This is a genomic window from Kitasatospora sp. NPDC058162, assembly GCF_042884005.1.
Classification (GTDB): domain Bacteria; phylum Actinomycetota; class Actinomycetes; order Streptomycetales; family Streptomycetaceae; genus Kitasatospora.
Map to the genome: position 1 here is coordinate 19,755 of NZ_JBHVUS010000044.1, position 23,425 is coordinate 43,179.

Genomic DNA, 23,425 nt, shown 5'->3' on the forward strand with positions numbered 1-23,425 from the left:
CGCCCCGCCCGACTGCCGGGCGTCGGCCGCCCGAACGGTCCGGCCGGCGCCGCGGCACCACGTTCATCCGTCAACCACACCGTGCGACCGTCACACCGTCAGACGGACGCCGGTCACCCCGCTCACGCCCGCGGCCACCCCGGCCGGGCACCAGGAGGATCAGATGCTCGACCACCGGCTCAGCAGCGAGTACGAGGAACTGCGGCGCACCGTCGCGGAGTTCGCCCAGGACGTGGTGGCGCCGAAGATCGGCGAGTTCTACGAGCGGGAGGAGTTCCCCTACGAGATCGTCCGCGAGATGGGGCGGATGGGCCTGTTCGGCCTGCCCTTCCCGGAGGAGTACGGCGGCATGGGCGGCGACTACTTCGCCCTCGGCCTCGCCCTGGAGGAACTCGCCCGCGTGGACTCCTCGGTGGCGATCACCCTGGAGGCCGCCGTCTCGCTCGGCGCGATGCCGATCTACCGCTTCGGCACGGAGGAGCAGAAGCGCGAGTGGCTGCCCCGGCTGACCTCCGGCGAACTCCTCGGCGCCTTCGGCCTCACCGAGCCGGAGGGCGGCTCGGACGCCGGAGCCACCCGCACCACCGCCCGCTACGACGAAGCCACCGACGAGTGGGTCATCAACGGGACCAAGTGCTTCATCACCAACTCCGGCACCGACATCACCGGACTGGTCACCGTCACCGCGCTCACCGAACCGATCGCTCGTTCGAGTGAAGAGGGCGAATTCCGCTCGCCCGTACGGGAGATCTCGTCCATCATCGTGCCCACCGGGACCCCGGGGTTCCAGGTCTCGAAGAAGTACTCGAAGGTCGGGTGGAACGCATCCGACACCCGCGAACTGTCCTTTACCGACTGCCGCGTTCCCGCGGCCAACCTGCTGGGCGAGCGTGGCCGAGGCTACGCCCAGTTCCTGCGGATCCTCGACGAGGGCCGCATCGCGATCGCGGCCCTGGCCACCGGCCTGGCCCAGGGCTGCGTCGACGAGTCCGTCAAGTACGCCGGCACCCGCCGGGCCTTCGGCCGCCCGATCGGTGCCAACCAGGCCATCCAGTTCAAGCTTGCCGACATGGAGCTGCGCGCCCACACCTCCCGCCTGGCCTGGCGGGACGCCGCTTCCCGGCTGCTGCACGGCGAACCGTTCAAGAAGGAGGCCGCGATCGCGAAGCTGTACTCGTCCGAGGCCGCCGTCGACAACGCCCGCGAGGCGACCCAGATCCACGGCGGGTACGGCTTCATGAACGAATTCCCGGTCGCCCGCTTCTGGCGCGACTGCAAGATTCTCGAGATCGGGGAGGGCACGTCGGAGGTTCAGCGCATGCTCATCGCCCGGCAGCTCGGCGTCACGTCGTGACGATCGGTACCTGACCGTCGGCTCCCGGCCGTCGACTCCTGACGGCCGGTCCCAGCCGGCTGGCTACAGACGGCCGGCTACAGACGGCCGGCTCCTGATGGTCACCTCGCGGGCCGGGCCCACCGGGCCAACCCACAACTCCACAGAGGCTGTTGAGGACGTCCTCAGGGGATCACGATCACCGGGCGGTTGGCCCGCCGCGCCAGCCGCCCGGAGACCGAGCCGAAGATCTTGCCGAGGAGGCCGTGCGTCGTGCCGACGACGATCGCGTCGGCGGCGTACTCACGGCCCACCTCCTCGATCTCGTGGCAGATGTCGCCGCCCCGCTCGACCAGGACCCACGGCACCCCCGCGAGGAAGTCCGCGCAGGCGAGTTCCAGGCCCAGGACCTCCGTGCGGTGGTCCGGGAGATCGACGAAGACCGGAGGTTCGCAGCCTGCCCAGACCGTGGCGGGCAGGCGGTTGGCGACGTGCACGATCACCAGGCCGCACTGCGACCGGCGGGCCATGCCGACGGCGTAGGCGAGGGCGCGCTCGCTCGACAGCGAGCCGTCGAAGCCCACCACGACGCCGTGCTGGAACACCGGATCGAGGGAACGCCCGGACGCGTCCGTCACCGACGGGTCGGTGTGCCCACCGAGCGAGCCGGAGGCCGTGTCCGGACGCTCGGCACCGGGGCCGGGGCGGCCCGTCACCGGGGGCTCCGCAGGCTCGGTCGGGCGCCCGTCACGGCGCTGGTGCGGGCCGGAACGGTCGCGTCGGCCGAGGCTGCCGCGGCGGAGGCTGCGCAGGGCACGTGCCAGGCCTTGGGGTTCGGTCCGCCCAGGGCTCCCGGCCGCGGGCCGGACCGGCGGATCGGCCTGCGGGGCAGCGGAGTTGTCGGCTCGGCCGCCCGCCTCGGCTCCCCCATCGGCACCGAGGTCGGCAGTGGCAGCGGCGCGGGCAGCGGCGCCGCCGTCCGCAGGGTCTTCGGCGTGCCCGCCCGACCGTTCGTCGAGGTGCTCGGCATCGGACGCGTCGACTCGCTCGTCGAGCCGCTCGTCGAGGCGCTCGCCGGGCTGGCCGCCGGCCGCGTCGAGGTGCGTGCGGGCGCCGTCTCCCCGGGGCCCTGCGCCCGCACTGCGGGGCGCATCCGGTTCGACCGGTCGGGAAGGCTCAAAACCAGCCATGGCTCACGGCTCTTCAAGGGAGAGGGGCCGACAGGAGAGGACAACGCTGCCCGGGCAGCAGGCCCGCCCACGGGATGACGTCGGTCTGCGACGCGCAGCACCGTATGTGACCTGTTCCTTTCAGAGTACGACGAGCATGGGGCCCAGCCCAGCGGCGAAGCCCCGGAGCGACGTTGTTCCCGCGAAAGGAGGATGCGCCCGCCGTGGCAGTGCGCCCTGCCCGCAGGCGATCGCGCCCCCTCCAGAACGGAGGTTCTAAGGAGCTTGACTGAGCGGGCCCAGAGGCGCAACAGGCCCGCAGGACACCGTGACCGGACTGTCATGGATCGGCGACGATCTGTTGCGGGGCGTCGCCAACCGTCACGCCCCGCGAGCCCCGACCTGCTCACCGGACCGTCCCGGTCCGCCCCGTCCATCCGGTGTCCGGGTGCTTTCAGCCACTCCGTACGGCTTCGCGACGCGGTCTGGCATTTGCCAGATGCATGGGCCGGGCCGCTGGCACCATGCTCGGCATGCCCCTGCTCCTGTTCGACCTCGACAACACGCTGCTCCCCCGGGACGCCGCCTTCCGGGCCTGGGCGCAGGACTTCCTGTCCGAACACCACCTGCCGCCCGGCGACCTCGACTGGTTCGTCACCCTCGATGGCGGCGGCTACGTGCCGCGCAGCACCGTACTGTCCGCGGTGCGGCGCCGCTACGGCCTGGACGCCTCGGTCGAGTTGCTGCTCGCGCACTTCCGACGCGGCATCAACTCGCACATCCACTGCCCGGCCCGGAACGTCGAGGCGCTGCGGACCGCGCGGGCGGCCGGGTGGACGCTCGGGATCGTCTCCAACGGCGGCACCCGGCCGCAGTTGGAGAAGATCCGGCGGACCGGGCTGGGGCCGCTGGTCGACGGCTGGGTGATCTCGGAGGAGGCCGACTGCGTCAAGCCGGACCCGCTGATCTTCGAGATAGCCGCCCGGCGGTGCGGCATCCGACCGACCGGGGACTGGACGTCGCACACCTGGATGGTCGGGGACCACGCGCCCGCCGACATCGCCGGGGCCGAACTGGCCGGGCTGCGCAGCGTCTGGCTGCACCACGGCCGGCCGTGGGCGGAGGGCGGCTACCGGCCGACGCTGAAGGCGGCCGGGATCCCGGAGGCCGTGGGCCTGGTGCTGTCCGCCCGCAACGCGCCCTCGATCCGGGCGGAGGTCCGGACCGGCGCCAGGGCAGAGGCCAGGGCGGAGGTCAGGGCAGAGAGCCGGGCCGGTGTCCGGCCGGGGGTGCGCGCGGGCGGGCAGGCGCGGGGGCAGGCGGACGGGGTGCCGGTGCGTGCGACGGCGCTGCTCGGCGCGCGGTCCGGCGCACGTCCGGCGACGACCGCCCCGGCGGGTCCGAGTGCGCCCGTTCCCGTGCACGCCGGGACGGCCGTCGCACCGGCTTCCGGGGCAGGGCGCGGTGTCCGAAACCGATCAGGCGGGTTTGCCGCGACCGCCGACGGCCTCCAGGGCCCAGGAGTACGCCGGGGACCGAGCGCCGGGGCGGGCGACGACCTGCGGACGGGCGGCGGGGCGGAGCCGGGCGCGAACCGCGACCGGACGCTCGCGCCGGTGCGGCCGACCCCGCTCCGCACGGCGGCCGGTGGGAGCGAAGGTGCTGGTGGGACGGCTGGTACGGGTGGGACGAGCCCCGCCCGGACCGTCTTCGCCGCGGCGCCCGGCACCGCGAGAACCCCTACCGCTGCGCCTACCGCCCCCACCCCGGGAACGGCGAAGCCGGCCACCGTCACGCCGATCGGTTCCGCACCGCTCGGCCCCGCGCCCACCGCGGCAGCGGTCGCCCGGTAGCGGCCCCGCCCCGCTCGCCGACCCCGCACGGCCCGGCGCAGCGCGCCCCCCAGCCGCCGGAGTGGCCGCAACCCCGGAGGTCAGCCGCCCGGTGAGGTGAAGGTCCACCAGTTGGTCGTCCCCTGCCCGGTGAACCCGAGCTCGCGGTACAGCGGCTCGCCGGCCGAGGTGGCGACCAGGGTGGCCGGGCGGTCCGGGTGGGCGTGGGCCAGGACGGTCCGCAGCACGGCCCGGGCCACGCCCCGGCCGCGCTGGTCGGGCAGGGTGGCGACCCAGTACACCCCGGTGGCGGCCCCGTCGTCGTAGCTGAGGCAGGCGCCCGCCGGTGCGCCGTCGACGCGGCCGAGCCAGGCCCGGCAGCCGGGCTCGCCCAGCAGTCGCTCCGGGAGGGCTTCGCCGCGGGTCCAGGGCTGTCGGGCGGGCAGCGGGAAGCCGTCCACGATGGTCCGTTCGACCAGGGCGAGGGCGTCGCCGTGCGCCGCCTCATCGACCGTCAGGACGTCGCCGTCGCGGGTCCTCGAGACCACTGGCAGCTCGGCGGACGCACCGTCGACCGGTCCGGGTTCCCGGGCCATCACCGGCATGGGCGGCATCCGGACGGCACCGAGGCCGGTCAGGTCGAGCCCGCCGTACGGGTCCTCCACGGTGCAGCGGACGGTCTCCCACTCGGCCAGCAGTTCGGCCAACTGCTTCTCCACGTCAGCGGGTTGGACGTAGGGGCGGGTGATCAGGAAGCGCTGGGAGTCGTCCGGGGTGCGGGCGCAGCGGACGGCCGTGAGGCCCGGGCGGACGCGGTACCGCCAGCCGTGCGCGCGGGCTTGCGCGAGCCAGAAGGCGGCGGCGTTGTCGTTGGCCTGTTCGAGCCGGCTGTTGGTGTTCACGGCAGGAACGTAGCCCGGTGGCGGCGGTGCCGGTCGGCCCGTTCCGGCGCTGGCCGGATGAAGCCTGGGAGGCGCACGGCCGGCGCGCGTGCGCCCTCCCGTGCACCGCCGATTTTCGGTCAATTTCGTGCCGCGTCCTCCCCCTTGGGCAAATCCGCAGCCCAGACCCGCCGGCCGGGCGCCCGGAACCCGGACGCCCCAGGAACCGCCCCGCGACAACCAGCCACCGTTGCACGGGCCCTCTTCCCAGAAGGGTCGACGGGTGCCACGCTTCGTGATCGAATGCATCACGCCAAATTGCCATGTCGACATAGCGTCGGATGGTGAACTTGTCACAACGGCAACGGTCCACCCGATAGATTTCGATCTTGGCCAGCAGTGCCGCACCACCCACACCACACCACCGAGGGGGCTTGAGCGCCTTGAGCAGGGTGAGCAGGAGCGACGCGGGTCCTGACAGCGGCCAGGCGCCGGCCGGCACCGCGAGTCGGTCCGCGAGAAGCGCCGGCACCTCCGCGATCGGCGCCACCACCCGCACCTCCGGCACCCCGAGCCCCTCGGGCCCCGGCCCGCACTCCCCCTATCCCGGCGTACCGTCAGCGCCCGGCCACGCCCCGGCCGACCACGGCGGTCAGACACCCGGCGGCCAGGCGCACGGCGGCCCGGCCCCGTACGGTGCGCAGCCGGTCCAGGGCGGTCACCAGGGTGGCCATCAGAGCGGGCATCAGGGCGGGCGCCCGAACCCCGCCGGACAGCCCGTCAGCCGAGGCCCCGTCAGCCCGGGCCACGGCCAGGCGCACGGCCCGGCCCAGTCGCTCGGCGGCCCCGCCCAGCCCTACGGCGAGTACCCCGGCTACCCCGGGGGCGCGGCCCATGCCGGCAACCCCGCCCACGCCGGCAACCCGGGCTACCCCGGCCACCCGGCCTACCCCGCCGCCGGCGCGGCCCCGGGGCTGAACGGCTCCGGCCCCGGCCCGCTCGGCGGCGGCCTGGCCCTGGGCACCGCCCCCGGCCACGGCCCGCTGGGCCACGGCGGTCCCGGCGGCAACGGCTCCCCGGGCGCCCTCGCGACCATCGGCTCCCCGCGCAAGCTGTCCGGCCGACGCCGCCGGGAGACCGTCGCGGTGCTGATCTTCGGCGGTGCGCCGATCTTCGAGAGCTCCATCCCGCTCTCCGTCTTCGGCGTGGACCGCCAGGACGCCGGGGTGCCCCGCTACCGGCTGCTGGTCTGCGCCGGGGAGGAGGGCCCGCTGGCCACCACCGGCGGCCTGACCCTCTCCGCACCGTACGGCCTGGAGGCGCTCGCTCGGGCCGGGACGATCGTCGTACCGGCCTGGCGCTCGATCTCCCAGCCGCCGCCGGTCGAGGCGATCACCGCCCTGCGCAAGGCCCACCACGAGGGCGCGCGGATCATCGGGCTCTGCACCGGTGCCTTCGTGCTCGCCGCGGCCGGTCTGCTGGACGGCCGCCCGGCGACCACCCACTGGATGTACGCGCCGACCCTGGCCAAGCGCTACCCGCGGGTGCACGTCGACCCGCGCGAGCTGTTCGTGGACGACGGCGACGTGCTGACCTCGGCCGGCACCGCCGCCGGGATCGACCTGTGCCTGCACGTGGTGCGCAGCGACCACGGCGCCGAGGCCGCCAACGCGCTGGCCCGCCGTCTGGTGGTGCCCAGTCGCCGCAGCGGCGGTGGACAGGCCCAGTACATCGATCAGTCTTTACCGGAGGAGATCGGCAACGACCCGTTGGCCGAGGTGGTCACCTGGGCACTGGAGAACCTCAACCAGCAGTTCGACGTCGAGGTGCTGGCGGCCCGTGCCTACATGAGCCGGCGCACCTTCGACCGCCGCTTCCGCACGCTCACCGGCAGCGCGCCGCTGCAGTGGCTGATCACCCAGCGGGTGCTCCAGGCGCAGCGGCTGCTGGAGACGTCCGAGCTGTCGGTGGACGACGTGGCGCGCCGGTGCGGGTTCCGGTCGCCGGTCGCGCTGCGCGGGCACTTCCGCCGTCAGCTCGGGGTCTCCCCGGCCGCGTACCGGACCAGCTACCGGGCGCGTCGCCCCGGGCAGCAGCAGCCGACCCCGGCCGGGGCGCACGGCGCCGACCTCCGGCTGCCGGGCGCTCTGACGCACGCGGCGGCAGCGGCCGCCTCGGCGGGCGGCGGGCTGTTCGGCGGTCCGGTGCACGGCGGGCCCGCCGTGCACCCGTTCCCGGCCGGTCCGGGCGCGCAGGTGCCGGCCGGCCAGCCGGGCCAGCACGGGCAGCCGGTCGGCCACGGACAGCCGGTGCCGCACGGACCGGCCGGTCCGTACGGTCCGGGGCAGGCCGGGACGCCGGCCGCCCAGGGCTTCCACGCCCGCGCGGGTCAGCCGTACCCGCACCAGCAGGCCGCGCAGCAACCGCACCCCGGGCAGCAGGGTGCGGCGCGCGGTCCGGTGCGGTCGCCGCTGGTTCCGCCGCAGGCCGGTCCGGGTGCGGGGCGTCCGCCGCGCACCGCCGAGCACGCGGCGGCCGAGGACGGCCACCCCCAGCCGGGGGCGCGCGGCCAGGGCCAGGGGCACCGCAGCACGGTCGAGCGGCCCGGGGACGAGCCGGGCGCGGCCGGGCGGACGCACGGCGCGCCGGGCGGCCGGGTGCCGACCGGTGGCGCCGGGCAGCCGGCGGCCGGGTCGGGTGACCCCCGGGGCCGGCAGGCGCGGGCTCCGCAGGTCCGCGCTCCGGGTGCCCGGGCGACCGCGGCGGACGGCGCACGCGCGGCGCACGAGGCCCGGGCCGGACGGGACGGCCACGCGGTCCGCACCGGCCGGGAGGGCGAGCGTCCGGACGGTGCCGGCACCCACGACGGGGCGGAGGAGCACCAGGCCGACGCCTGCGCTCCGGCACCCCGGTCGGCTCCTCCGGTCCCCGCGGCGCGTGATCGCGCCGTAGGGTGAGTTGCGTGAATGACCGTTTGGTATGGATCGACTGTGAAATGACCGGCCTCGACCTCGACCGGGACGCCCTGGTCGAGGTCGCGGTACTGGTGACGGACTCCGAGCTGAACATCCTCGGCGAGGGCGTGGACGTCATCATCCGCCCGCCCGCGGAGGCTCTGGCGAACATGCCGGAGGTGGTGCGCACGATGCACACCTCCTCCGGCCTGCTGGAGGAGCTGGAGCAGGGCGTGACCCTGGCCGAGGCCGAGGAGCGGGTCCTGGCGTACGTGCGCGAGCACGTGCCGGAGGCCGGGAAGACGCCGCTGTGCGGCAACTCGGTGGCCACCGACCGCGGCTTCCTGGCCCGGGACATGCCGGCCCTGGAGAAGCACCTGCACTACCGGATCGTGGACGTCTCCTCGATCAAGGAGCTGGCCCGTCGCTGGTACCCGAAGGCGTACTACAACAGCCCGCCGAAGGGCGGGAACCACCGGGCGCTCGCGGACATCCGCGAGAGCATCGACGAACTGCGCTACTACCGCGAGGCGGTGTTCGTGCCGCAGCCCGGCCCGGACGCCGAGACCGCGCGCGCGATCGCCGAGAAGTACCGGGCCTCGACCGACTGACCGGGGCCCTCGCGGGGTCGGAGGGGGTGCCGTCGTTCGCCGGGACGAAACCCTGGCGCGAGCACCCTCTCGGATCCTGTAGAGTTCTTCCTGTCGGAACGGGAACGCGAGAGCGGGAACGGACCGGACAGATGGTGGGTGTAGCTCAGTTGGTAGAGCACCTGGTTGTGGTCCAGGTGGCCGCGGGTTCGAGTCCCGTCACTCACCCCAGAGCCTGAGGGGCCGATCTCTTCAAGAGATCGGCCCCTCAGGCGTTTTCGCGTTCCCCGATCGGGCGCGGGCTCAGTCTGATCGGGCGCAGGCTCAGTCCGATCAGGCGCGGGCTCAGTTGTGCCCGGCGGCCCGGGTTTTCCGGTCGGCCCCTGCCGCAACAAGCTACCGGCTAGTAACATCGTCGCCATGACCACTCCTTCGATCGGCCAGATGCTCGACGCCACCGTTCCGATGGCGCACACCCTCAAGCTCGAGTACCTGGAGACCACCCCGGACCGCGCCGTGCTCCGGCTGCCCGACCAGCCCGCGTACCACAACCACGTCGGCGGCCCGCACGCCGGCGCGATGTTCACCCTCGCCGAGTCCGCCAGCGGCTGCATCGTGCTCGCCGCCTTCGGGGACCAGCTGTCCCGGGCCGTGCCGCTCGCCGTGAACGCCGAGATCGCCTACAAGAAGCTGGCCATGGGCGAGGTCACCGCCACCGCCGTGCTCGGCCGCCCGGCCGTCGAGGTCGTCGCCGAGCTGGACGCCGGCGGCCGCCCCGAGTTCCCGGTCACCGTCGAGATCACCCGCGCCGACGGCGCCGTCACCGGTGTGATGACGGTCACCTGGACCCTGCGCCCCAACTCCTGACCGCCGCGCGGTCGGTGGCCCCGGGTGCAGCGCCCCGGGGCCACCCACGCGATGACTGTCCGTGACGGCGGGCGTGACCTCACCACCCGTCCGCTCGTTCTCAACTCACGTGCGAGCCAATCACGCGACCGAGCCCCAGGAACCCGCCCGCGGCGTCACCGGAGCGCGTCGGGCGGCCGCCCGGTGGCTGCCCCGCCCCCGCACCGTCGCCGCCGGCGGGGCCCTGCTCGCCCAGCTCTGGGGCGTCGGCGCCCCCGGCGCGTACGCGGCCACCGCCGAACCGTCGCCGGGCCAGCCCCGACCGGCCGTCCGCCGGACCGTGCACGGCGGGACCGTGCTCGACGGGCCGTCAGCCGCCCGCCCGGTCGCACCGGGGCAGCCGGGCGCCGGGGATCCCGGACGCTCCCCCGGGCTCGTCGGGGAGTCGACCGACGGCGGACCGGCCGACAGCCCGGCCGACGGGGCCACCGGCCCGGTCGGCGGCGCGGTCGGCGGCGTGCTCCAGGAGCGCATCCGGGCCGGCGGGCTCCCTCTGCCCGGTCAGGGCACCGCCGTCCCGGACGCGTTCGCCCTCGCCTCCGGCCTGCTCGGCTCCGTCCCGGCCCAGGGCCGCCCCAGCGGGACCCGCGCCTCCCGCGAGGGCGAACCCGCCGCTCTGCCCGCCGTCCCCCGGCCCCGCTCCGGCACGGGCACCGGCGACCGGAGCATCCCGTCCCCACCGGAGGCGGCCGGAACGCTCCCCGTCCGGGAGGCCGCGGCGCACGAGGGGCCGGGCACGGGGACGCCCGAGGCACTCGCCCTCGCCGACACCGCGTCCGTCACCGCCGCGGAGGACGGCACCGCCACCGCGACCGCGGTGCTCGCCCCGATCGCCGCCGGGCTGCTGCTCACCGGCGCGGCGATGTTCAAGCACCGCGGGCTGCCGCGCGGGCACTGAGCCCGCCCGAGGTCCGTCCGGCGGTCCGGGGCTGAGCAGCCGGCCTCAGGGCGCCAGGTCCACTTCCAGCAGCGGGAGTTCACGCCCCGGTATGGAGTCGGACACGGTGCTGCCGATCCGGACGGCGCCCATCGCCAGGTAGAAGGGCTCGGCGTTCGGGTCGGCGTCGATGGTGAAGCGGCGCAGGCCGGCGGCCCGGGCCCGGTCGCGGACCTGCTCGAACAGCGCCCGGCCGATGCCGTGGCCGATCCGGTCGGGCTCGACGAAGAGCATGTCCAGCTCGCCGGACGGCGGGGCCCCGGTCAGGACGGCGAACCCGACCACCCGGGCGCCGTCCTCGGCCACCGAGGCCCGTTCCAGGGCGGCGGCGTCCAGGGTCAGCTCCTCCCGACAGGCGGCCATGAACGCCTCGTCGTAGCCCCAGTACGCCTTGGCCCGCAGGGCGATGCCGGTGAGCAGCCCGGCTTCGCCCGGGCGGGCGGATCGGATGCGCATGCGGCCCCCTCGCGTCGACAGCCGGACACCCGCGGCCAGTGTGCGCCGCAACTCGGTCGTCTGCCAACCGTTTTACGACCCCGGGACGGCAGGGACCGTGCCAAGGGACCGGGTCAGCGGAAGACGCCCGGCGGCGGCTCCGGGGAGGGCGCCGCGGTGGCGTCGGTGGCCGGGGCGGCGCCGGCCGTGAAGTCGGCGAGGGCGCGGCCGTGTTCGACCCGGCCGAGGGCGGAGTCGGAGGCGACCCGGCGGGTCAGGTCGGCGATCGGCAGCGGGGTGTGGGCGGCGGCCAGGACGAGGTTGCCGAAGCGCTTGCCGCGCAGCACGGCCGGGTCGGCGGTCAGGCACAGCTCGGGGAAGACCGCACCGAGGGTGGCGACCTGGGAGCGGGCGAAGGGCAGTGCGCCGCCGTCGGCGATGTTGGCGGCGTACCAGCCGCCGGGGGCGAGGGCGCGGGCCGCGAGGGTGGTGAACTCGACGGTGGTGCAGTGGGCCGGGGTGCGGGCGCCGGAGAAGACGTCGGTGATGACCAGGTCGACGGTGCCCTCGGGGGTGCGTTCCAGCACGCTGCGGGCGTCCCCGCCGCGCACCTTGATCTGCCAGCCGCGCTCCAGGGGCAGTTCGGCGCGGACGAGTTCGGTGAGCGCGGTGTCGATCTCGGCGACCTGCTGGCGGGAGCGGGGCCGGGTGGCGGCCACGTAGCGGGCCAGGGTGAGCGCGCCGCCGCCCAGGTGCAGCACGGTCAGCGGTCGGCCGGGCGGTGCGACCAGGTCGATCAGGTGGCCGAGCCGGCGCTGGTACTCGAAGCCCAGGTGAGTGGGGTCGGCGAGGTCGACCAGGGACTGCGGGGCGCCGTCGATCAGCAGCGACCAGGCGTGCGGGCGGTCGCGGTCGGGCCGCAGCTCGGCCAGGCCGGACCCGACCGGGCGGGTCAGCAGCCCCTGCGCGTGGGTACGGCCGTCCGCCCCGGTGGTGAGCACCGGTTCGGGGCTGCGCGCGGCCCTGTTGCTTCGTCCCATGCGGACCATTATCGCCGGAGGCGTCATGGGCACTGTCGCCGGAGGCGACGTGGGCCGGTGTCGCCGAAGAAGGACACACCCCCTGGCCAGGGGCGTGCCGCGGGGATCCGGCCGGAGGCGTAGGGGCCCGGCGGGATCCGCGCGGCACGCCCGCTAGAACGGTCCGAGGCCACCGGCGGTGAGCGTGCAGGCGGCCTCGCAGAGGGCGGAGCGGAGCACCCAGGCGTCGGTGGGGCGGGTGGCCCGGCCGGTTCCGGCGGGCGGGATCACCCAGCGCGGGTCGGTGCCGCCGGGCACCAGGGCGCCGGCCGTACAGGAGCTGCCGGGCAGGTGCCAGGTCTCCCAGGTGCCGGCCGGGACGAGGAAGGAGACGGTGCTGCCGTTGCGGCTCTGCAGGACGGCCCCGCAGGCGCGGCGCAGCCGCAGGATGTCGACGGCCTCCAGGCCGTGCCGCAGGGCGACCGTCACGGTGTCGCAGCCGGTGAGGAGGGTGTCCTCGGCCGGGACGACGGCGTCCCGGCGCAGCCCGCCGCAAGAGCCCCGGCCGCCCTCGACCGGGCCCCGGCCGGGGAACCGGTCGTCGGCCGGGTCCGGGAGCAGGGCGGGGGCGGCGGCGGCGAGCACGCCCCCGGCGACGGGTCGGTACTGCGGCAGTCCGGTGGCCATCATGGGCCCTCCTGTACCTCGTCGGTTCGGAAGCGCTGCCGCCGGGGGTGGGGCCGCGGGGCGGGGACGGGCCGGCGGGACGGCCTGGGCTTCCACGTATCAGGACAACGCCGCGGGGTCGCCGGAGGCCACGGGGCGCCTTACAGCAAGGCATGGCATTTCATGGCGGATATCCGGCAACAACGCCCGCTTCGCCCCGTATTGATGGCAGATGTCCCGCAAACCCAATGTGGCCACTCGGTGACTCCGAGTACTCTCGGCGCCATGGCAGCCACCCCACCGGCCGAGCCGAACCGACCGTCCCCCAACACCGTGATGCGCGAGCTGCGCGGCGACCGCTCACCCGGCGAGTTCGCCGTGGCCGTCCGCCGGGCCGCCCGCGAGATCGGCGAGCACGTGTCCTGCGACGCCCGCTACGTCGGACGGGTCGAGTCCGGTGAGATCCGCTGCCCCAACTACGCCTACGAGCGGGTCTTCCGGCACATGTGGCCGGAACGCACGCTCACCGACCTCGGCTTCGCCCCCCGCACCGCCGTCCGCCGCCGCTCGGCGGACGGCGCGCGGGCGGCCGCCGAGTCGGCCGCGCTCCACCTACCGATCCATCCGCCGTTCCCGCCCCTGCCAGCCCCGCGCCCACCACTCTCCACCCAACTCCCGTACGCTGCCTCGCCGTACGCGGATCCAACCGCTCCGGACAGGCCGCCGTGGCCGAGGGCCGGCGCGGTGCCCAGGGGGCACGATGGATCGCCCTATCCCGACGAGGAGAACGACGACGTGCGTCGCCGTACGTTCCTGGCCGGCGGCTCGACCGCGCTGGCCACCGTGATCGGCATCGACCGCCCGGCCGCCGCCGGCCCGGTCACCCCTGCCGTCACCCCTGCCTTCACCGCCGCCGGCCCCGGCCTCGGCATCAGCCCGGTGGCCGGCCAAGGCGCCTTCCCCGGCGTGGAGTTCACCGCACCCGCACTGCACGGCGCAGACCCGGTGGTACCCGGGCGACCGGGACCGGTACCGCCGCCGCGCAAGGTCGGCGCCGCCGAGGTGTTCGGCGTCGAACAGGCCGTCCGGGACATCCGACTGGCCGACGACGCGCACGGCGCGGACGCCCTGTACGAACTCGCCGGGCAGTCGCTGCGCACCGCCTACCTGCTGCTCAACGAGGGCGAGTACAGCGAGGAGACCGAGCGCCGACTGCAGGCCGGCGCCGGTGAACTGGCCATCTCGGTGGGGTGGTTGGCGCACGACTCGAACCGGCTCGCGGACGCCCGCTCGTTCTACGCCGAGGCGCTCGCCACCGCCCGGATGGCCGGGGACGCCGCGCTGGAGGCGCACGTCTTCTGCAACAGCGCCTTCCTCGCCCGGGACGCCGGGCGCCCGCGCGAGGCGCTGCGCGCCGCACAGGCCGGGCAGTCGGCCGCCCGGGAGCTGGACTCCGCCCGGCTGCTCGCCCTGCTGGCCATGCGCGAGGCCGGCGCCTGGGCCGTACTGCGGGACCGTTCCGCCTGCGAACGCGCGATCGGCCGGGCCTACGCGCTGTTCGACCGGGGGCCGTCGGAGACCGACCCGGAGTGGATGTCCTTCTTCGGCGAGGCGGAGATCGCCGGGCTGCAGTCGCAGTGCTGGTCCGCGCTGGAGGACTGGGACCGCGCCAGCGAGCAGGCCGCGCTGGCCATAGCGCTGCAGGAGCCGCACTTCGTCCGCAACCGGGTGCTGTACACCGCCGAACTCGCCCACGACCGGCTCGGCCGGGGGGACTTGGCGGGAGCGGCGCACCACGGCTCGGCCGCCGTCGCCCTGTTCGGCGAGGTCCGCTCGGCCCGGATCCGCAGCATGCTGGCGGACACCGCGGGGCGGCTGCGCCCGCACGCCTCGGTCGCCGAGGTCCGCCGCTTCCTGATCGGCTACGACCAGGCCGCGGCGGCCTGAGCGGGTCGACAAACTGCGCTGACTGATCGTCAACGAAGGCCTCAGTGGCCCGCGTTCAGCCCCTCCAGGTGGGACAGGTCGTTCCAGACCTCCACCGCCGGGGCGCCGTACTCCCAGGACAGCACGCACAGCGCCGCCGTGCCGAGCTTGAACCGCTGGGCGTACTCGGGCGGCAGGCCCAGCCAGCGGGCGGTCAGGATGCGCAGCAGGTGGCCGTGCGCGAAGAGGACGACGTCCCGGTCGGCGCAGTGCATCTCGGTGGTGTCCGACTCCGGGACGCCGTGCTCCTCGTTGAGTCCGGCGAGGAAGGCGTCCACCCGGGCGGCGACGTCGGAGAGCTTCTCGCCGCCGGGCACCCCGTCGCGCCAGATCAGCCAGCCGGGGTGGTCGGTGGCCCGGATGTCGGCGCCGGTGCGGCCCTCGTACTGGCCGTAGTCCCACTCCAGCAGCTCGGGGCGGTCCACCGCGCGGTCGCCGAAGCCGGCCAGCGCGCAGGTCTCCTTGGCGCGGCCGAGCGGGCTGGTGTAGACGAGCGCGTCCGGCATCCCGTTCCAGGGGGCCTTGGCGAGCCGGGCGCCGAGCGCCCGGGCCATCGCCCGGCCCTCCTCGGTCAGCGGGATGTCGGTGCGGCCGGTGTGGCGGCCGGTGGCCGACCACTCGGTCTCACCGTGGCGGACCAGCACGATTCGGGCGGGCATGGGCAGGCTCCTCGCAACGGGGCGGTCAACGGTCGGTCTCACCCTTGAGCACCGGACTCCATGATCCCCCACCGGCTCGGCGGCCACGATCTCGGTCCTGACCGGGCCCGGGCACGATCGGCCGGTTACGGCCGGAACGGGCCGGAACCGCCCGGTCCGCACCGCGTTGTCGGACCCGGATGCGACACTGGGCCGCACCATGAACGTCTCGACGAACGTCCCGCTCGGCGGGCCCGCTGAGCCGCTCGCCCTGCGGCTCGCCGAGCTGCGCGGACCGGCCCCGCAGCGCAGTCTGAACGCCCGCTCCCTCGCCGCGCTGGCCGCCAATCCGGGCTGCCGGCGCCGCGCCGTCCTGGACGCGGCGGGAGTGGACAAGTCGGCGCTGGCCGCCCGGCTCGGCCGCCCCGCCCCCTTCGGGCAGTCCCCGTTCGCGATCGCCCGCGGCCTGGTCTTCGAGTCCCGGCTGAAGGCGGACGACCACGCCGCCCTGCTGGAACCGCTCCGCGCCCACCTCGGCGTCCCTGCGGACGACCGCGCCCCGCTGCTGGTCCCGGACCTGATGCACCGCTCCGGCCCGGCCGTCCGCGCCGACCGGACGGCCGAGGTGCTCGCCCGGGCCGCCGCCGACCCGGACGCCTGGACGCTGTTGGACCACCCGATGCTGCGGCTCGCCGTGGCCGGCAGCACCGCCTACCTGGAGCCGGACGCCCTGGTGGTGCACGGCGGGCGGTGCACGGTGGTCGAGATCAAGTCCTTCCCGGTGCTGGACGGCAGCGCGGACCCGGCCAAGGTCGGCGCCGCCGCCCGCCAGGCCGCGGTGTACGTGCTGGCGCTCCAGCACGCCGCCGCCGCGGCCGCCGGACTGCCGCTCGCCGACGACCCGTACACCGAGCAGCTGCTGCCGGGCAGCCCGCGCACCAGCGTCCTGCTGGTCTGCCCGAAGGACTTCGGCAACCGGCCGACCGCGGTCGCCGTCGACGTCCGCCGCGAACTGGCCACCACCCGCCGTCAGCTGAGCCGGATGACCGGCATCGGCCGGCTGCTGGAGGAGCTGCCGCCCGGCACCGACTTCGACCTGGCCGCCGACGAGGACGGCGCCCCGGCCCGCAGCTCCGAACAGCTGACCGCCGCGGTCGAGGCGGTCCCCGCCGCCTACAGCCCGGACTGCCTCTCCACCTGCGAACTCGGCTTCCACTGCCGGGCCCGGGCCCGCTGCGACGACCGGGTCGAGCAGCTCGGCCGGGGCGTGCGCGGCGAGCTGGGCAGCATCCGTACGGTCGCCGAGGCCCTGGCCGCCGCGGCCGGCGTCGAGGAGGCACACGGCGAGGAGGCACACGGCGAGCACGCGGACGGCGACGGCGCGCACGCGGACGGCGACGGCGCGCACGAGGCGGCCGCGCGCCTGGCCTACGCCGCCGCCCTGCGCGCCGAAGCCCTGGGCGGGCACGCATGAGCCTGCTGACCACCCTCGCCCGGCTGGAGGCCGTCCGCAGCGGTCGGGCCGAGCCGCTGGCCACCGTCCGGCACCGGCACCTGTCGGAGCGCCCGATGGTGGTCGTACCGCTGACCGCCGCCGGTGAGGCCGGGGCCCCGCTGGCCGTCATGCTCGGCACCGACCGGGACGCGCCCCGCCTGCACCTGGTGCCGCAGCCGCTCAACCGCACCCTGCGGTTCGACTACCTGGCCGCGCTGGCCGCCGAGCTGCTGCCCTACCTGGAGTCCTTCGGCACGGACGTCGAGCAGATCGAGGGCTCCGAGAAGGACCCGGAGACCGGCGAGAAGACCCAGGTCTTCCGCGAGCTGTGCGCCGACGCCCCGCAGCTGATCGTGCCCAACGGCGCGGGCGTGCACCACCTCGCCCTGATCGGCCGCTCGACCCGGTTCCGCCGCACCGCCGAGGACGCGGACCCGGGCCCCTACCCGGCGCCGCTGCGGGTGCCGCTGCTCGGCCGCTGGCTGACCCACCTCACCGACCGCGCCCAGGTGCCCGGTTCCAGCCTGCTGCTGCCGATGACCGGCCTGCTCGCCCGGCACTGGGCCACCGGCCAGAGCCACCTGGAGGACCAGCACCTGGCCGCCCGGCTGGCCTGGCACGACCCGCCGCCGGGGCTGACCGGCGCCGCCGCGGCCGAGCTGGCCGAGTCCGCCCGCGACGAGCAGGGGCAGCTGCTGCACCCGCCGGCCGGTCCGGCCACCGACCCGGGCTTCGACGAGGGCGTGCTCGCCCCCGCGATCGCCCGCTACGACGCGGCCGTCAGCGCCCTGCAGCACAGCACCGAGCAGCGCGACGAGGCCGCCGCCGAGCGCGCCCGGGCGGCCGTCCGCGCGGCGGTGGACCAGCTGGAGCGGGTGCTGTCCGCCGTCCTGCTGCCGACCTGGCGGGACGTCTGGAAGGGCCTGGACCTGCTGCGCGCCCTGCCGCCGGCCGGCCACCTGGAGGAGCGCTGGACGGGCGACCGCTGGTCCTACACCGGCCACCGGGACCGCCTGGCGGCGGGCGAGCCGCCGCAACCCCGGCAGGACGACGCCGTCACCGCCGCCCGCAAGCTCGCCCAGCGCGAGCGCGAGCAGGCCCGGCTGGACGTCCAGGAGGCGCTGGACGACCCGCTGGCGATGGCCGAACACCGGCTGTCCGGCGAGGCGTTCAGCGGGGTGGTGACGGAGGTGGTGCCGGACTACGACACCACCGGCCGCTCCCCCAAGCCGCGCCCGCTGGTCACCCTGCGCACCGCCGACCGCCCGCACGCCGACCTCGGCCGGGAGGCGCACCGGGTGCACGGTCCGTCCGCGCAGAAGGCGCGGATCGTGGCGGTGGACCCGGCCGAGGGCACCATCACGCTGCGGGTGCTGTCCGGCATGGGCCGCAAGAAGGAGCCCGAGCCGGGCAGCCTGCCGGAGCCCGGCGAGCCGGTCACCTTCACCCTGTTCGAGTTGACGGTCCGCCAGTCCGCACCGCTGCCCGAGCCGGACGACACCCCGTGGACCCACGGCGGCCCGCCCGGCACCGCCGCGCCCGCCCCGTTCGCGGCCCCGTCCGCTGCCCCGTCCGCCACCGCTGCCGCCGTCGAGGAGTGGGAGTGATGACCGAACCGATCAGCGCGCAGCCCCCGGGGGCGGCCGCCGACGCCGCCGTGGCCCGGATCCTGGCGGCCACCGTCCACCCGGCGCCCGGCGCACCGCGCGGGGTGGTGGTGGACTCCCCTCCCGGCGCCGGGAAGTCGACCCTGGTGGTGCGGGCCGCCCGCGAGCTGGTGGCGGCCGGCGAGCGGCTGATGATCGTCGCCCAGACGAACGGGCAGGTGGATGACCTGGTCGGCCGACTGGCCGAGAAAGCACCGGACTTGACGATCGGCCGACTGCACGCGGCGGACTCCCGGCCCGGCCCGGAGGTGCTCCGGCACGCCAACGTCACGCCCTCCGACAAGGTCGCCGACCTGGTCGAGCACGACGTGGTGATCTCCACCGCCGCCAAGTGGCAGTGGGTGCGGGCCGAGGCGCCGTGGCGGCACGCGATCGTCGACGAGGCGTACCAGATGCGCTCGGACGCCCTGCTCGCGGTGGCCCGGCTGTTCGAGCGGGCGCTGTTCGTCGGCGACCCGGGCCAGCTGGACCCGTTCACCGTGGTCGGCACCGAGCAGTGGGCGGGCCTGTCCTACGACCCGTCCAGCAGCGCGGTGGTGACGATGCTGGCGCACAACCCGCAGATCGAGCCGCACCGGCTGCCGGTCTCCTGGCGACTACCGGCCAGCGCGGCGCCGCTGATCTCCCGGGCGTTCTACCCGTACACGCCGTTCCGCTCCGGCACCGGCCCGGACGACCGCGGGCTGACCCCGGCCGTCCGCCCGGACGGCTCGGCGCTGGACGCGGTGATCGACCGGGCCGCCGAGCACGGCTGGGCGTTGCTGGAGCTGCCCGCCCGGCACACCGTACGGACCGACCCGCAGGCGGTGGCCGCCGTCGCGGCGACCGTCCGGCGGCTGCTGGAGCGCGGGCTGACCGCCCGCTCCGAGCAGGGCGAGGCCCCGCTCACCGCGGACCGGATCGCCGTCGGTACGGCGCACCGGGACCAGGCGGCGGCGGTGCGGGCCGCCCTGCTCAAGGTGGGCGTCCCGGTGGACGGCACGGTCGGGCCGGCCGTCACGGTGGACACCGCGAACCGGCTGCAGGGCCGGGAGTACGACGTCACCGTGGTGCTGCACCCGCTCTCCGGGCGCCCGGACGCGACCGCCTTCCACCTGGAGACCGGCCGGCTCTGCGTGCTCGCCTCCCGGCACCGGCACGCCTGCATCGTGGTCGCCCGGGCCGGGATCGCCGAGCTGCTGGACGAGCACCCCGCGACCGAGCCGGTCCAGTTGGGCGTCCCGGTGGCCTTCCCGGACGGCTGGGAGGCCAACCACCAGGTCCTCCAGCACCTCAGCGGCCACCGGGTCCACCTGCGGTAGCCGCTCGCGGGCTGACCGACCCGGTACCTGTCAGCCCTCGGAACGGGTCAGTCCTCGGAACGGGTCAGTCCTCGGTCTCGCAGACCGCGAAGGCCACCACGGACCCGTGGGCGGCCTGGGCGCTCCAGCCGGTGGCGTCGGCGGTCGGCCCGCTGGCGCGCACCGGCCCGTCGGCGTCGGGCTGGAGCCGGTAGCCGCCGCCGGTCAGGTGGGTGCCGCTCGGGCAGGTGGCCGTCGAGACGCCGCCCGGGCTGCTGGGCGGCCCGGTGACGACGTGCGCCGTCTCCGCGGCGGCGGCGGGTGCAGCCGGGGCCAGGACGGCGGCGGCCAGCAGGAGGCCGGTGGACAGTGCGCGCATGGGGTGCTCCCGGTTCGGTGGTGCGGATTCCGTGGTGCGGACTCCGGCGGTACGGACTCCGGCGGTACGGATGCTGTCGCCCGGTCCAACCGGTTCGCATGCGATCAGGAAGCGCGGCGCCCGGGGCACCGTCCCGGCGCGCGCCGGGGGAATAGCGCCTGCACGCGCACCGTTCCGCTACCGGCCGCCGCCGCGAGACAATGGACGACGGCCACAGGCGGGCGGTGCGGCCCGGAGCAGCCCACCGCCCTCCCTCACCCGAGACCCCGGAGGTGTCCGTCCATGCCCGACTCCCCCGCCGAGGCGCCCGAGCCCACCAGGCGTCTGCGCCCCGCGCAGCTCCTGTTCGAGCCGCAGTCCGCCGAACCGGAGCCGGAACGATTCTTCGACCTGGAGTCGATCGACGACCCCGCCGAGCTGCTGCGCCGCTCCACCGAGCTGGCCCTGGCCTTCCGGGCCGCCGCCGAGCGGGCCACCGACTTCCAGGCCGTCGCCGCCGCGCAGCTCGCCGACCCGCGCCGGTTCGACGCGCTGTCGAGCACCCAGGTCGCCGAGCGGGCGGACTGGACGCCGGACTACGCCGCCAAGATGATCGAGTACGGCCGCGGCCTGCTCCAGCCGCGCCGCCACGAGGACTGATCGCCGGTCCCCTGGCATATGCCAGCGGCGGAGGGTACGCGACGTCCCGCCGCCCTGTCCGGCGAACGGCGCTTTCCACCACGGCGGGGGCGCGCACGGCGCAGGCTGCTGGGCGTGGACATCTGGACGCACCAATCCGTGGAGTACGTCACCGTGGCCGGGGAAGCCTGGCTGGCCTCCGCCAGCGAGTACCCGCGCAGCATGCGCGCCCTCTGGGAGGCCCGCCCGTGGGCGCCCTCCGTGCTGCCCTGCGGGCGGGCCTTCGACGTGATCAGCATGCCGTCGCTGTTCGGGCGCCGGGTGCTGGACGAGCTGTGGGCCTCCGGCCCCGGCTGCGGCCCGGTCGCGGCCTACCGGGGGCGCACCCTGCTGTTCGTCCAGCCCGGCGCGGCGCCCCGGCTGCGCCGGCTGCTGGCCTGGGAGGAGTGGGCCCGGGACGTGCCGCCGCTGCTGTGCCACGGCAAGGGCGACGCGGTGACCGTGCCGCCGCTGCAGCGGATGGTGCACGGCCCGGACTCCTCCGGCCGGAGCGCCGGCCGCTGGATCGTCGCCCCGGAGGAGCGGGAGCCCTGGCTGCCCGGGGCCTCGGTGGTGCTGTGGGCCTGCGTCCGAGCGGCGCGCGAGCCCGGCCAGGGCGTGCCGGCCGAGCCGGTCCTCGTGACCGGCGGGTGAACGGGGGGCGGCCGGTATTCGATTTTGGCTCGACCGCCGGCCGCTGCTAAAGTCTTCTCTGTCAGCAGGCGCCGCTAGCTCAGTTGGTTAGAGCAGCTGACTCTTAATCAGCGGGTCCGGGGTTCGAGTCCCTGGCGGCGCACAGACAGCCGGAAGGCCCCTTGCGAAAGCAAGGGGCCTTTCGGCGTTTCCGCACCGCGAGCCGCCAGTCGCGAGCCGCGAACCTGAACAGCGACAGCCGGGCCGCCCGCCGGAGCGGACGGCCCGACCCGGGGCTCAGCGGCCGCGCAGCGCGCGGTAGCGGGCGACCAGCTCGGCGGTGGAGCTGTCCAGCTGCTCGCCGCCCTCACCGGTGAGCAGCACCGGCTCGATCCGCTTGGCGAGCACCTTGCCCAGCTCGACGCCCCACTGGTCGAAGGAGTCGATGTTCCAGATCGCGCCCTGGACGAACACCTTGTGCTCGTACAGCGCGACCAGCTGGCCGAGCACCGACGGGGTCAGCTCGGCGGCCAGGATGGTGGTGGTCGGGTGGTTGCCCTTGAAGGTCTTGTGCGGGACGAGTTCGGCCGGCACGCCCTCGGCGGCGACCTCCTCCGGGGTCTTGCCGAAGGCCAGCGCCTGGGTCTGGGCGAAGAAGTTGGCCAGCAGCAGGTCGTGCTGGGCGGCCAGGCGGGCGGGCAGGTCGGCGACCGGGCGGGCGAAGCCGATGAAGTCGGCCGGGATCACCTTGGTGCCCTGGTGCAGCAGCTGGTAGTAGGCGTGCTGGCCGTTGGTGCCGGGGGTGCCCCAGACCACCGGGCCGGTCTGCCAGCCGACCGGGGTGCCGTCACGGGTCACCGACTTGCCGTTGGACTCCATGTCCAGCTGCTGGAGGTAGGCGGTGAACTTGGACAGGTAGTGCGAGTACGGCAGCACCGCGTGCGCCTGGGCGTCGAAGAACGCGCCGTACCAGACGCCCAGCAGGCCGAGCAGCAGCGGGACGTTCTGCTCCGCCGGGGCGGTGCGGAAGTGCTCGTCGACCAGGTGGAAGCCGTCCAGCATCTCGCGGAAGGCGTCCGGGCCGATGGCGATCATCAGCGAGAGGCCGATCGCCGAGTCGTAGGAGTAGCGGCCGCCGACCCAGTCCCAGAACTCGAACATGTTGGCGGTGTCGATGCCGAAGTCCTGCACGCCCTGGGCGTTGGTGGACAGCGCGACGAAGTGCTTGGCCACCGCCTCGGTGCCGGCGTCCAGGCCGTCGAGCAGCCAGCCGCGGGCGGAGATCGCGTTGGTGATGGTCTCGATGGTGGTGAAGGTCTTCGAGGCCACGATGAACAGCGTCTCGGCCGGGTCGAGGTCCCGGACCGCCTCGTGCAGGTCGGCGCCGTCCACGTTGGAGACGAAGCGGACCGCGAGGTCGCGCCGGCCGAAGGAGCGGAGCACCTCGTAGGCCATCGCCGGGCCGAGGTCGGAGCCGCCGATGCCGATGTTGACCACCGTGCGGATCGGCTTGCCGGTGTGACCCTTCCACTCGCCGCTGCGGACCCGGTCGGCGAAGGCCGCCATCTTGTCCAGGACGGCGTGCACGCCGGGGACGACATTGACGCCGTCGACCTCGACGACGGCGCCGCGCGGGGCGCGCAGCGCGGTGTGCAGGACGGCGCGCTGCTCGGTGATGTTGATCTTCTCGCCGCGGAACATGGCGTCCCGCAGCTCGGCGACGCCGGTGGCGGCGGCGAGCTCGCGCAGCAGCTCCAGCGTCTCGTCGGTGACCAGGTGCTTGGCGTAGTCCACGTGCAGGTCGCCGACCTGCAGGGTGTGGGTGCGGCCGCGCTCGGGGTCGGCGGCGAACAGCTCGCGCAGGTGGGTCTCGCCCAGCTCCGCCCGGTGCTTGGCCAGGGCGGCCCACTGCGGGGTCCGGTCGAGCGGGGTGCGGGCGTCGGCGCGGGTCTCCGACATCGGTGGGTC

Annotated in this window: 20 protein-coding genes, 2 tRNA genes and 1 pseudogene; 15 read left to right on the forward strand and 8 right to left on the reverse strand. The window is 75.4% G+C overall.

Annotation, left to right across the window (positions count from 1 at the left end; translation table 11 throughout):
• Window positions 1–163: 163 nt before the first annotated feature.
• Entirely contained in the window at window positions 164–1,354 is a 1,191-nt protein-coding gene (locus ACFVXG_RS40860; RefSeq protein WP_360244983.1) for an acyl-CoA dehydrogenase family protein, read from the forward strand.
• A gap of 164 nt (window positions 1,355–1,518) precedes the next feature.
• Here the strand turns inward: ACFVXG_RS40860 and ACFVXG_RS40865 are convergent, their stop codons facing one another.
• Complete coding sequence (locus tag ACFVXG_RS40865; protein WP_387935500.1) at window positions 1,519–1,971, reverse strand: universal stress protein; 453 nt, start codon at window positions 1,969–1,971, stop codon at window positions 1,519–1,521.
• A gap of 189 nt (window positions 1,972–2,160) precedes the next feature.
• Here ACFVXG_RS40865 and ACFVXG_RS40870 point away from each other — a divergent pair, with 189 nt between their 5' ends.
• Entirely contained in the window at window positions 2,161–2,601 is a 441-nt protein-coding gene (locus ACFVXG_RS40870; RefSeq protein ID WP_387935435.1) for a hypothetical protein, read from the forward strand.
• A gap of 434 nt (window positions 2,602–3,035) precedes the next feature.
• Window positions 3,036–4,355, forward strand: coding sequence for an HAD-IA family hydrolase (locus ACFVXG_RS40875; RefSeq protein ID WP_387935437.1), 1,320 nt, complete (start codon window positions 3,036–3,038; stop codon window positions 4,353–4,355).
• 80 nt (window positions 4,356–4,435) lie between these two features.
• Here the strand turns inward: ACFVXG_RS40875 and ACFVXG_RS40880 are convergent, their stop codons facing one another.
• On the reverse strand, window positions 4,436–5,236 hold the full coding sequence (locus ACFVXG_RS40880; protein WP_387935439.1) for a GNAT family N-acetyltransferase: 801 nt from the start codon (window positions 5,234–5,236) through the stop codon (window positions 4,436–4,438).
• Between the two features lie 1,073 nt (window positions 5,237–6,309).
• Between ACFVXG_RS40880 and ACFVXG_RS40885 the strand changes: the two are divergent.
• From ACFVXG_RS40885 to ACFVXG_RS40905, 5 genes and pseudogenes are all read left to right on the forward strand, one after another.
• Window positions 6,310–7,302, forward strand: a pseudogene (locus ACFVXG_RS40885) (helix-turn-helix domain-containing protein); the annotation flags it as partial.
• Between the two features lie 875 nt (window positions 7,303–8,177).
• A complete protein-coding gene (gene orn, locus ACFVXG_RS40890; RefSeq protein ID WP_387935440.1) occupies window positions 8,178–8,780 on the forward strand; it encodes an oligoribonuclease in 603 nt (200 codons plus the stop codon).
• 134 nt (window positions 8,781–8,914) lie between these two features.
• A tRNA-His gene (locus tag ACFVXG_RS40895) sits at window positions 8,915–8,990 on the forward strand.
• Window positions 8,991–9,179: 189 nt separating this feature from the next.
• Window positions 9,180–9,626, forward strand: coding sequence for a DUF4442 domain-containing protein (locus ACFVXG_RS40900; protein ID WP_387935442.1), 447 nt, complete (start codon window positions 9,180–9,182; stop codon window positions 9,624–9,626).
• 109 nt (window positions 9,627–9,735) lie between these two features.
• Window positions 9,736–10,563 (forward strand): hypothetical protein, encoded by an 828-nt coding sequence (locus ACFVXG_RS40905; RefSeq protein WP_387935444.1) that lies wholly within the window; start codon window positions 9,736–9,738, stop codon window positions 10,561–10,563.
• A gap of 45 nt (window positions 10,564–10,608) precedes the next feature.
• Here the strand turns inward: ACFVXG_RS40905 and ACFVXG_RS40910 are convergent, their stop codons facing one another.
• The 3 genes from ACFVXG_RS40910 to ACFVXG_RS40920 all read right to left on the reverse strand — a co-directional run bounded on the left by ACFVXG_RS40910 (window position 10,609) and on the right by ACFVXG_RS40920 (window position 12,746).
• Window positions 10,609–11,058: a GNAT family N-acetyltransferase gene (locus tag ACFVXG_RS40910; RefSeq protein ID WP_387935446.1), complete on the reverse strand. Its 450-nt coding sequence runs from the start codon at window positions 11,056–11,058 to the stop codon at window positions 10,609–10,611.
• 113 nt (window positions 11,059–11,171) lie between these two features.
• A complete protein-coding gene (locus tag ACFVXG_RS40915; protein ID WP_387935447.1) occupies window positions 11,172–12,077 on the reverse strand; it encodes a spermidine synthase in 906 nt (301 codons plus the stop codon).
• Between the two features lie 153 nt (window positions 12,078–12,230).
• Window positions 12,231–12,746: a hypothetical protein gene (locus ACFVXG_RS40920; RefSeq protein ID WP_387935449.1), complete on the reverse strand. Its 516-nt coding sequence runs from the start codon at window positions 12,744–12,746 to the stop codon at window positions 12,231–12,233.
• Window positions 12,747–13,007: 261 nt separating this feature from the next.
• Here ACFVXG_RS40920 and ACFVXG_RS40925 point away from each other — a divergent pair, with 261 nt between their 5' ends.
• On the forward strand, window positions 13,008–14,669 hold the full coding sequence (locus ACFVXG_RS40925) for a tetratricopeptide repeat protein (protein WP_387935451.1): 1,662 nt from the start codon (window positions 13,008–13,010) through the stop codon (window positions 14,667–14,669).
• A 41-nt stretch (window positions 14,670–14,710) separates the two neighbouring features.
• Here ACFVXG_RS40925 and ACFVXG_RS40930 read toward each other — a convergent pair whose 3' ends face one another.
• Window positions 14,711–15,367 carry a histidine phosphatase family protein gene (locus ACFVXG_RS40930; RefSeq protein WP_387935453.1) on the reverse strand — a complete coding sequence of 219 codons (657 nt, stop codon included), beginning with the start codon at window positions 15,365–15,367 and terminating at the stop codon, window positions 14,711–14,713.
• A 199-nt stretch (window positions 15,368–15,566) separates the two neighbouring features.
• Between ACFVXG_RS40930 and ACFVXG_RS40935 the strand changes: the two genes are divergently transcribed.
• Genes ACFVXG_RS40935 through ACFVXG_RS40945 form a run of 3 tightly spaced genes read left to right on the forward strand, consistent with a single transcriptional unit; the run spans window position 15,567 to window position 19,809 of the window.
• Window positions 15,567–16,820 carry a hypothetical protein gene (locus ACFVXG_RS40935; protein WP_387935455.1) on the forward strand — a complete coding sequence of 418 codons (1,254 nt, stop codon included), beginning with the start codon at window positions 15,567–15,569 and terminating at the stop codon, window positions 16,818–16,820.
• Entirely contained in the window at window positions 16,817–18,448 is a 1,632-nt protein-coding gene (locus tag ACFVXG_RS40940) for a hypothetical protein (protein WP_387935456.1), read from the forward strand. Before ACFVXG_RS40935 ends, ACFVXG_RS40940 begins: the two co-directional genes overlap by 4 nt.
• A complete protein-coding gene (locus tag ACFVXG_RS40945; protein ID WP_387935458.1) occupies window positions 18,448–19,809 on the forward strand; it encodes an AAA family ATPase in 1,362 nt (453 codons plus the stop codon). Before ACFVXG_RS40940 ends, ACFVXG_RS40945 begins: the two co-directional genes overlap by 1 nt.
• A gap of 64 nt (window positions 19,810–19,873) precedes the next feature.
• On the opposite strand, the gene ACFVXG_RS40950 is transcribed toward ACFVXG_RS40945, so the two are convergent.
• A complete protein-coding gene (locus ACFVXG_RS40950) occupies window positions 19,874–20,167 on the reverse strand; it encodes a hypothetical protein (protein ID WP_350504876.1) in 294 nt (97 codons plus the stop codon).
• A gap of 282 nt (window positions 20,168–20,449) precedes the next feature.
• Between ACFVXG_RS40950 and ACFVXG_RS40955 the strand changes: the two genes are divergently transcribed.
• The 3 genes from ACFVXG_RS40955 to ACFVXG_RS40965 all read left to right on the forward strand — a co-directional run bounded on the left by ACFVXG_RS40955 (window position 20,450) and on the right by ACFVXG_RS40965 (window position 21,620).
• Window positions 20,450–20,806 (forward strand): hypothetical protein, encoded by a 357-nt coding sequence (locus tag ACFVXG_RS40955; RefSeq protein WP_387935460.1) that lies wholly within the window; start codon window positions 20,450–20,452, stop codon window positions 20,804–20,806.
• A gap of 54 nt (window positions 20,807–20,860) precedes the next feature.
• A complete protein-coding gene (locus tag ACFVXG_RS40960) occupies window positions 20,861–21,478 on the forward strand; it encodes a bifunctional DNA primase/polymerase (protein WP_387935502.1) in 618 nt (205 codons plus the stop codon).
• A gap of 68 nt (window positions 21,479–21,546) precedes the next feature.
• Window positions 21,547–21,620 (forward strand) — tRNA-Lys (locus tag ACFVXG_RS40965).
• 134 nt (window positions 21,621–21,754) lie between these two features.
• Here the strand turns inward: ACFVXG_RS40965 and pgi are convergent.
• Window positions 21,755–23,416, reverse strand: coding sequence for a glucose-6-phosphate isomerase (pgi, locus tag ACFVXG_RS40970; RefSeq protein ID WP_387935461.1), 1,662 nt, complete (start codon window positions 23,414–23,416; stop codon window positions 21,755–21,757).
• Window positions 23,417–23,425 lie beyond the last annotated feature (9 nt).

What these genes read in the sequence shown, in the direction of transcription:
- ACFVXG_RS40900 (WP_387935442.1), top strand. Translation starts at nt 9,180, where the DNA reads ATGACCACTCCTTCGATCGGCCAGATGCTCGACGCCACCGTTCCGATG.
- ACFVXG_RS40915 (WP_387935447.1), bottom strand. Translation starts at nt 12,077, where the DNA reads ATGGGACGAAGCAACAGGGCCGCGCGCAGCCCCGAACCGGTGCTCACC.
- ACFVXG_RS40925 (WP_387935451.1), top strand. Translation starts at nt 13,008, where the DNA reads ATGGCAGCCACCCCACCGGCCGAGCCGAACCGACCGTCCCCCAACACC.
- ACFVXG_RS40940 (WP_387935456.1), top strand. Translation starts at nt 16,817, where the DNA reads ATGAGCCTGCTGACCACCCTCGCCCGGCTGGAGGCCGTCCGCAGCGGT.
- ACFVXG_RS40950 (WP_350504876.1), bottom strand. Translation starts at nt 20,167, where the DNA reads ATGCGCGCACTGTCCACCGGCCTCCTGCTGGCCGCCGCCGTCCTGGCC.
- ACFVXG_RS40875 (WP_387935437.1), top strand. Translation starts at nt 3,036, where the DNA reads ATGCCCCTGCTCCTGTTCGACCTCGACAACACGCTGCTCCCCCGGGAC.
- ACFVXG_RS40920 (WP_387935449.1), bottom strand. Translation starts at nt 12,746, where the DNA reads ATGATGGCCACCGGACTGCCGCAGTACCGACCCGTCGCCGGGGGCGTG.
- ACFVXG_RS40935 (WP_387935455.1), top strand. Translation starts at nt 15,567, where the DNA reads ATGAACGTCTCGACGAACGTCCCGCTCGGCGGGCCCGCTGAGCCGCTC.
- ACFVXG_RS40860 (WP_360244983.1), top strand. Translation starts at nt 164, where the DNA reads ATGCTCGACCACCGGCTCAGCAGCGAGTACGAGGAACTGCGGCGCACC.
- ACFVXG_RS40930 (WP_387935453.1), bottom strand. Translation starts at nt 15,367, where the DNA reads ATGCCCGCCCGAATCGTGCTGGTCCGCCACGGTGAGACCGAGTGGTCG.
- pgi (WP_387935461.1), bottom strand. Translation starts at nt 23,416, where the DNA reads ATGTCGGAGACCCGCGCCGACGCCCGCACCCCGCTCGACCGGACCCCG.
- ACFVXG_RS40955 (WP_387935460.1), top strand. Translation starts at nt 20,450, where the DNA reads ATGCCCGACTCCCCCGCCGAGGCGCCCGAGCCCACCAGGCGTCTGCGC.
- ACFVXG_RS40910 (WP_387935446.1), bottom strand. Translation starts at nt 11,058, where the DNA reads ATGCGCATCCGATCCGCCCGCCCGGGCGAAGCCGGGCTGCTCACCGGC.
- ACFVXG_RS40945 (WP_387935458.1), top strand. Translation starts at nt 18,448, where the DNA reads ATGACCGAACCGATCAGCGCGCAGCCCCCGGGGGCGGCCGCCGACGCC.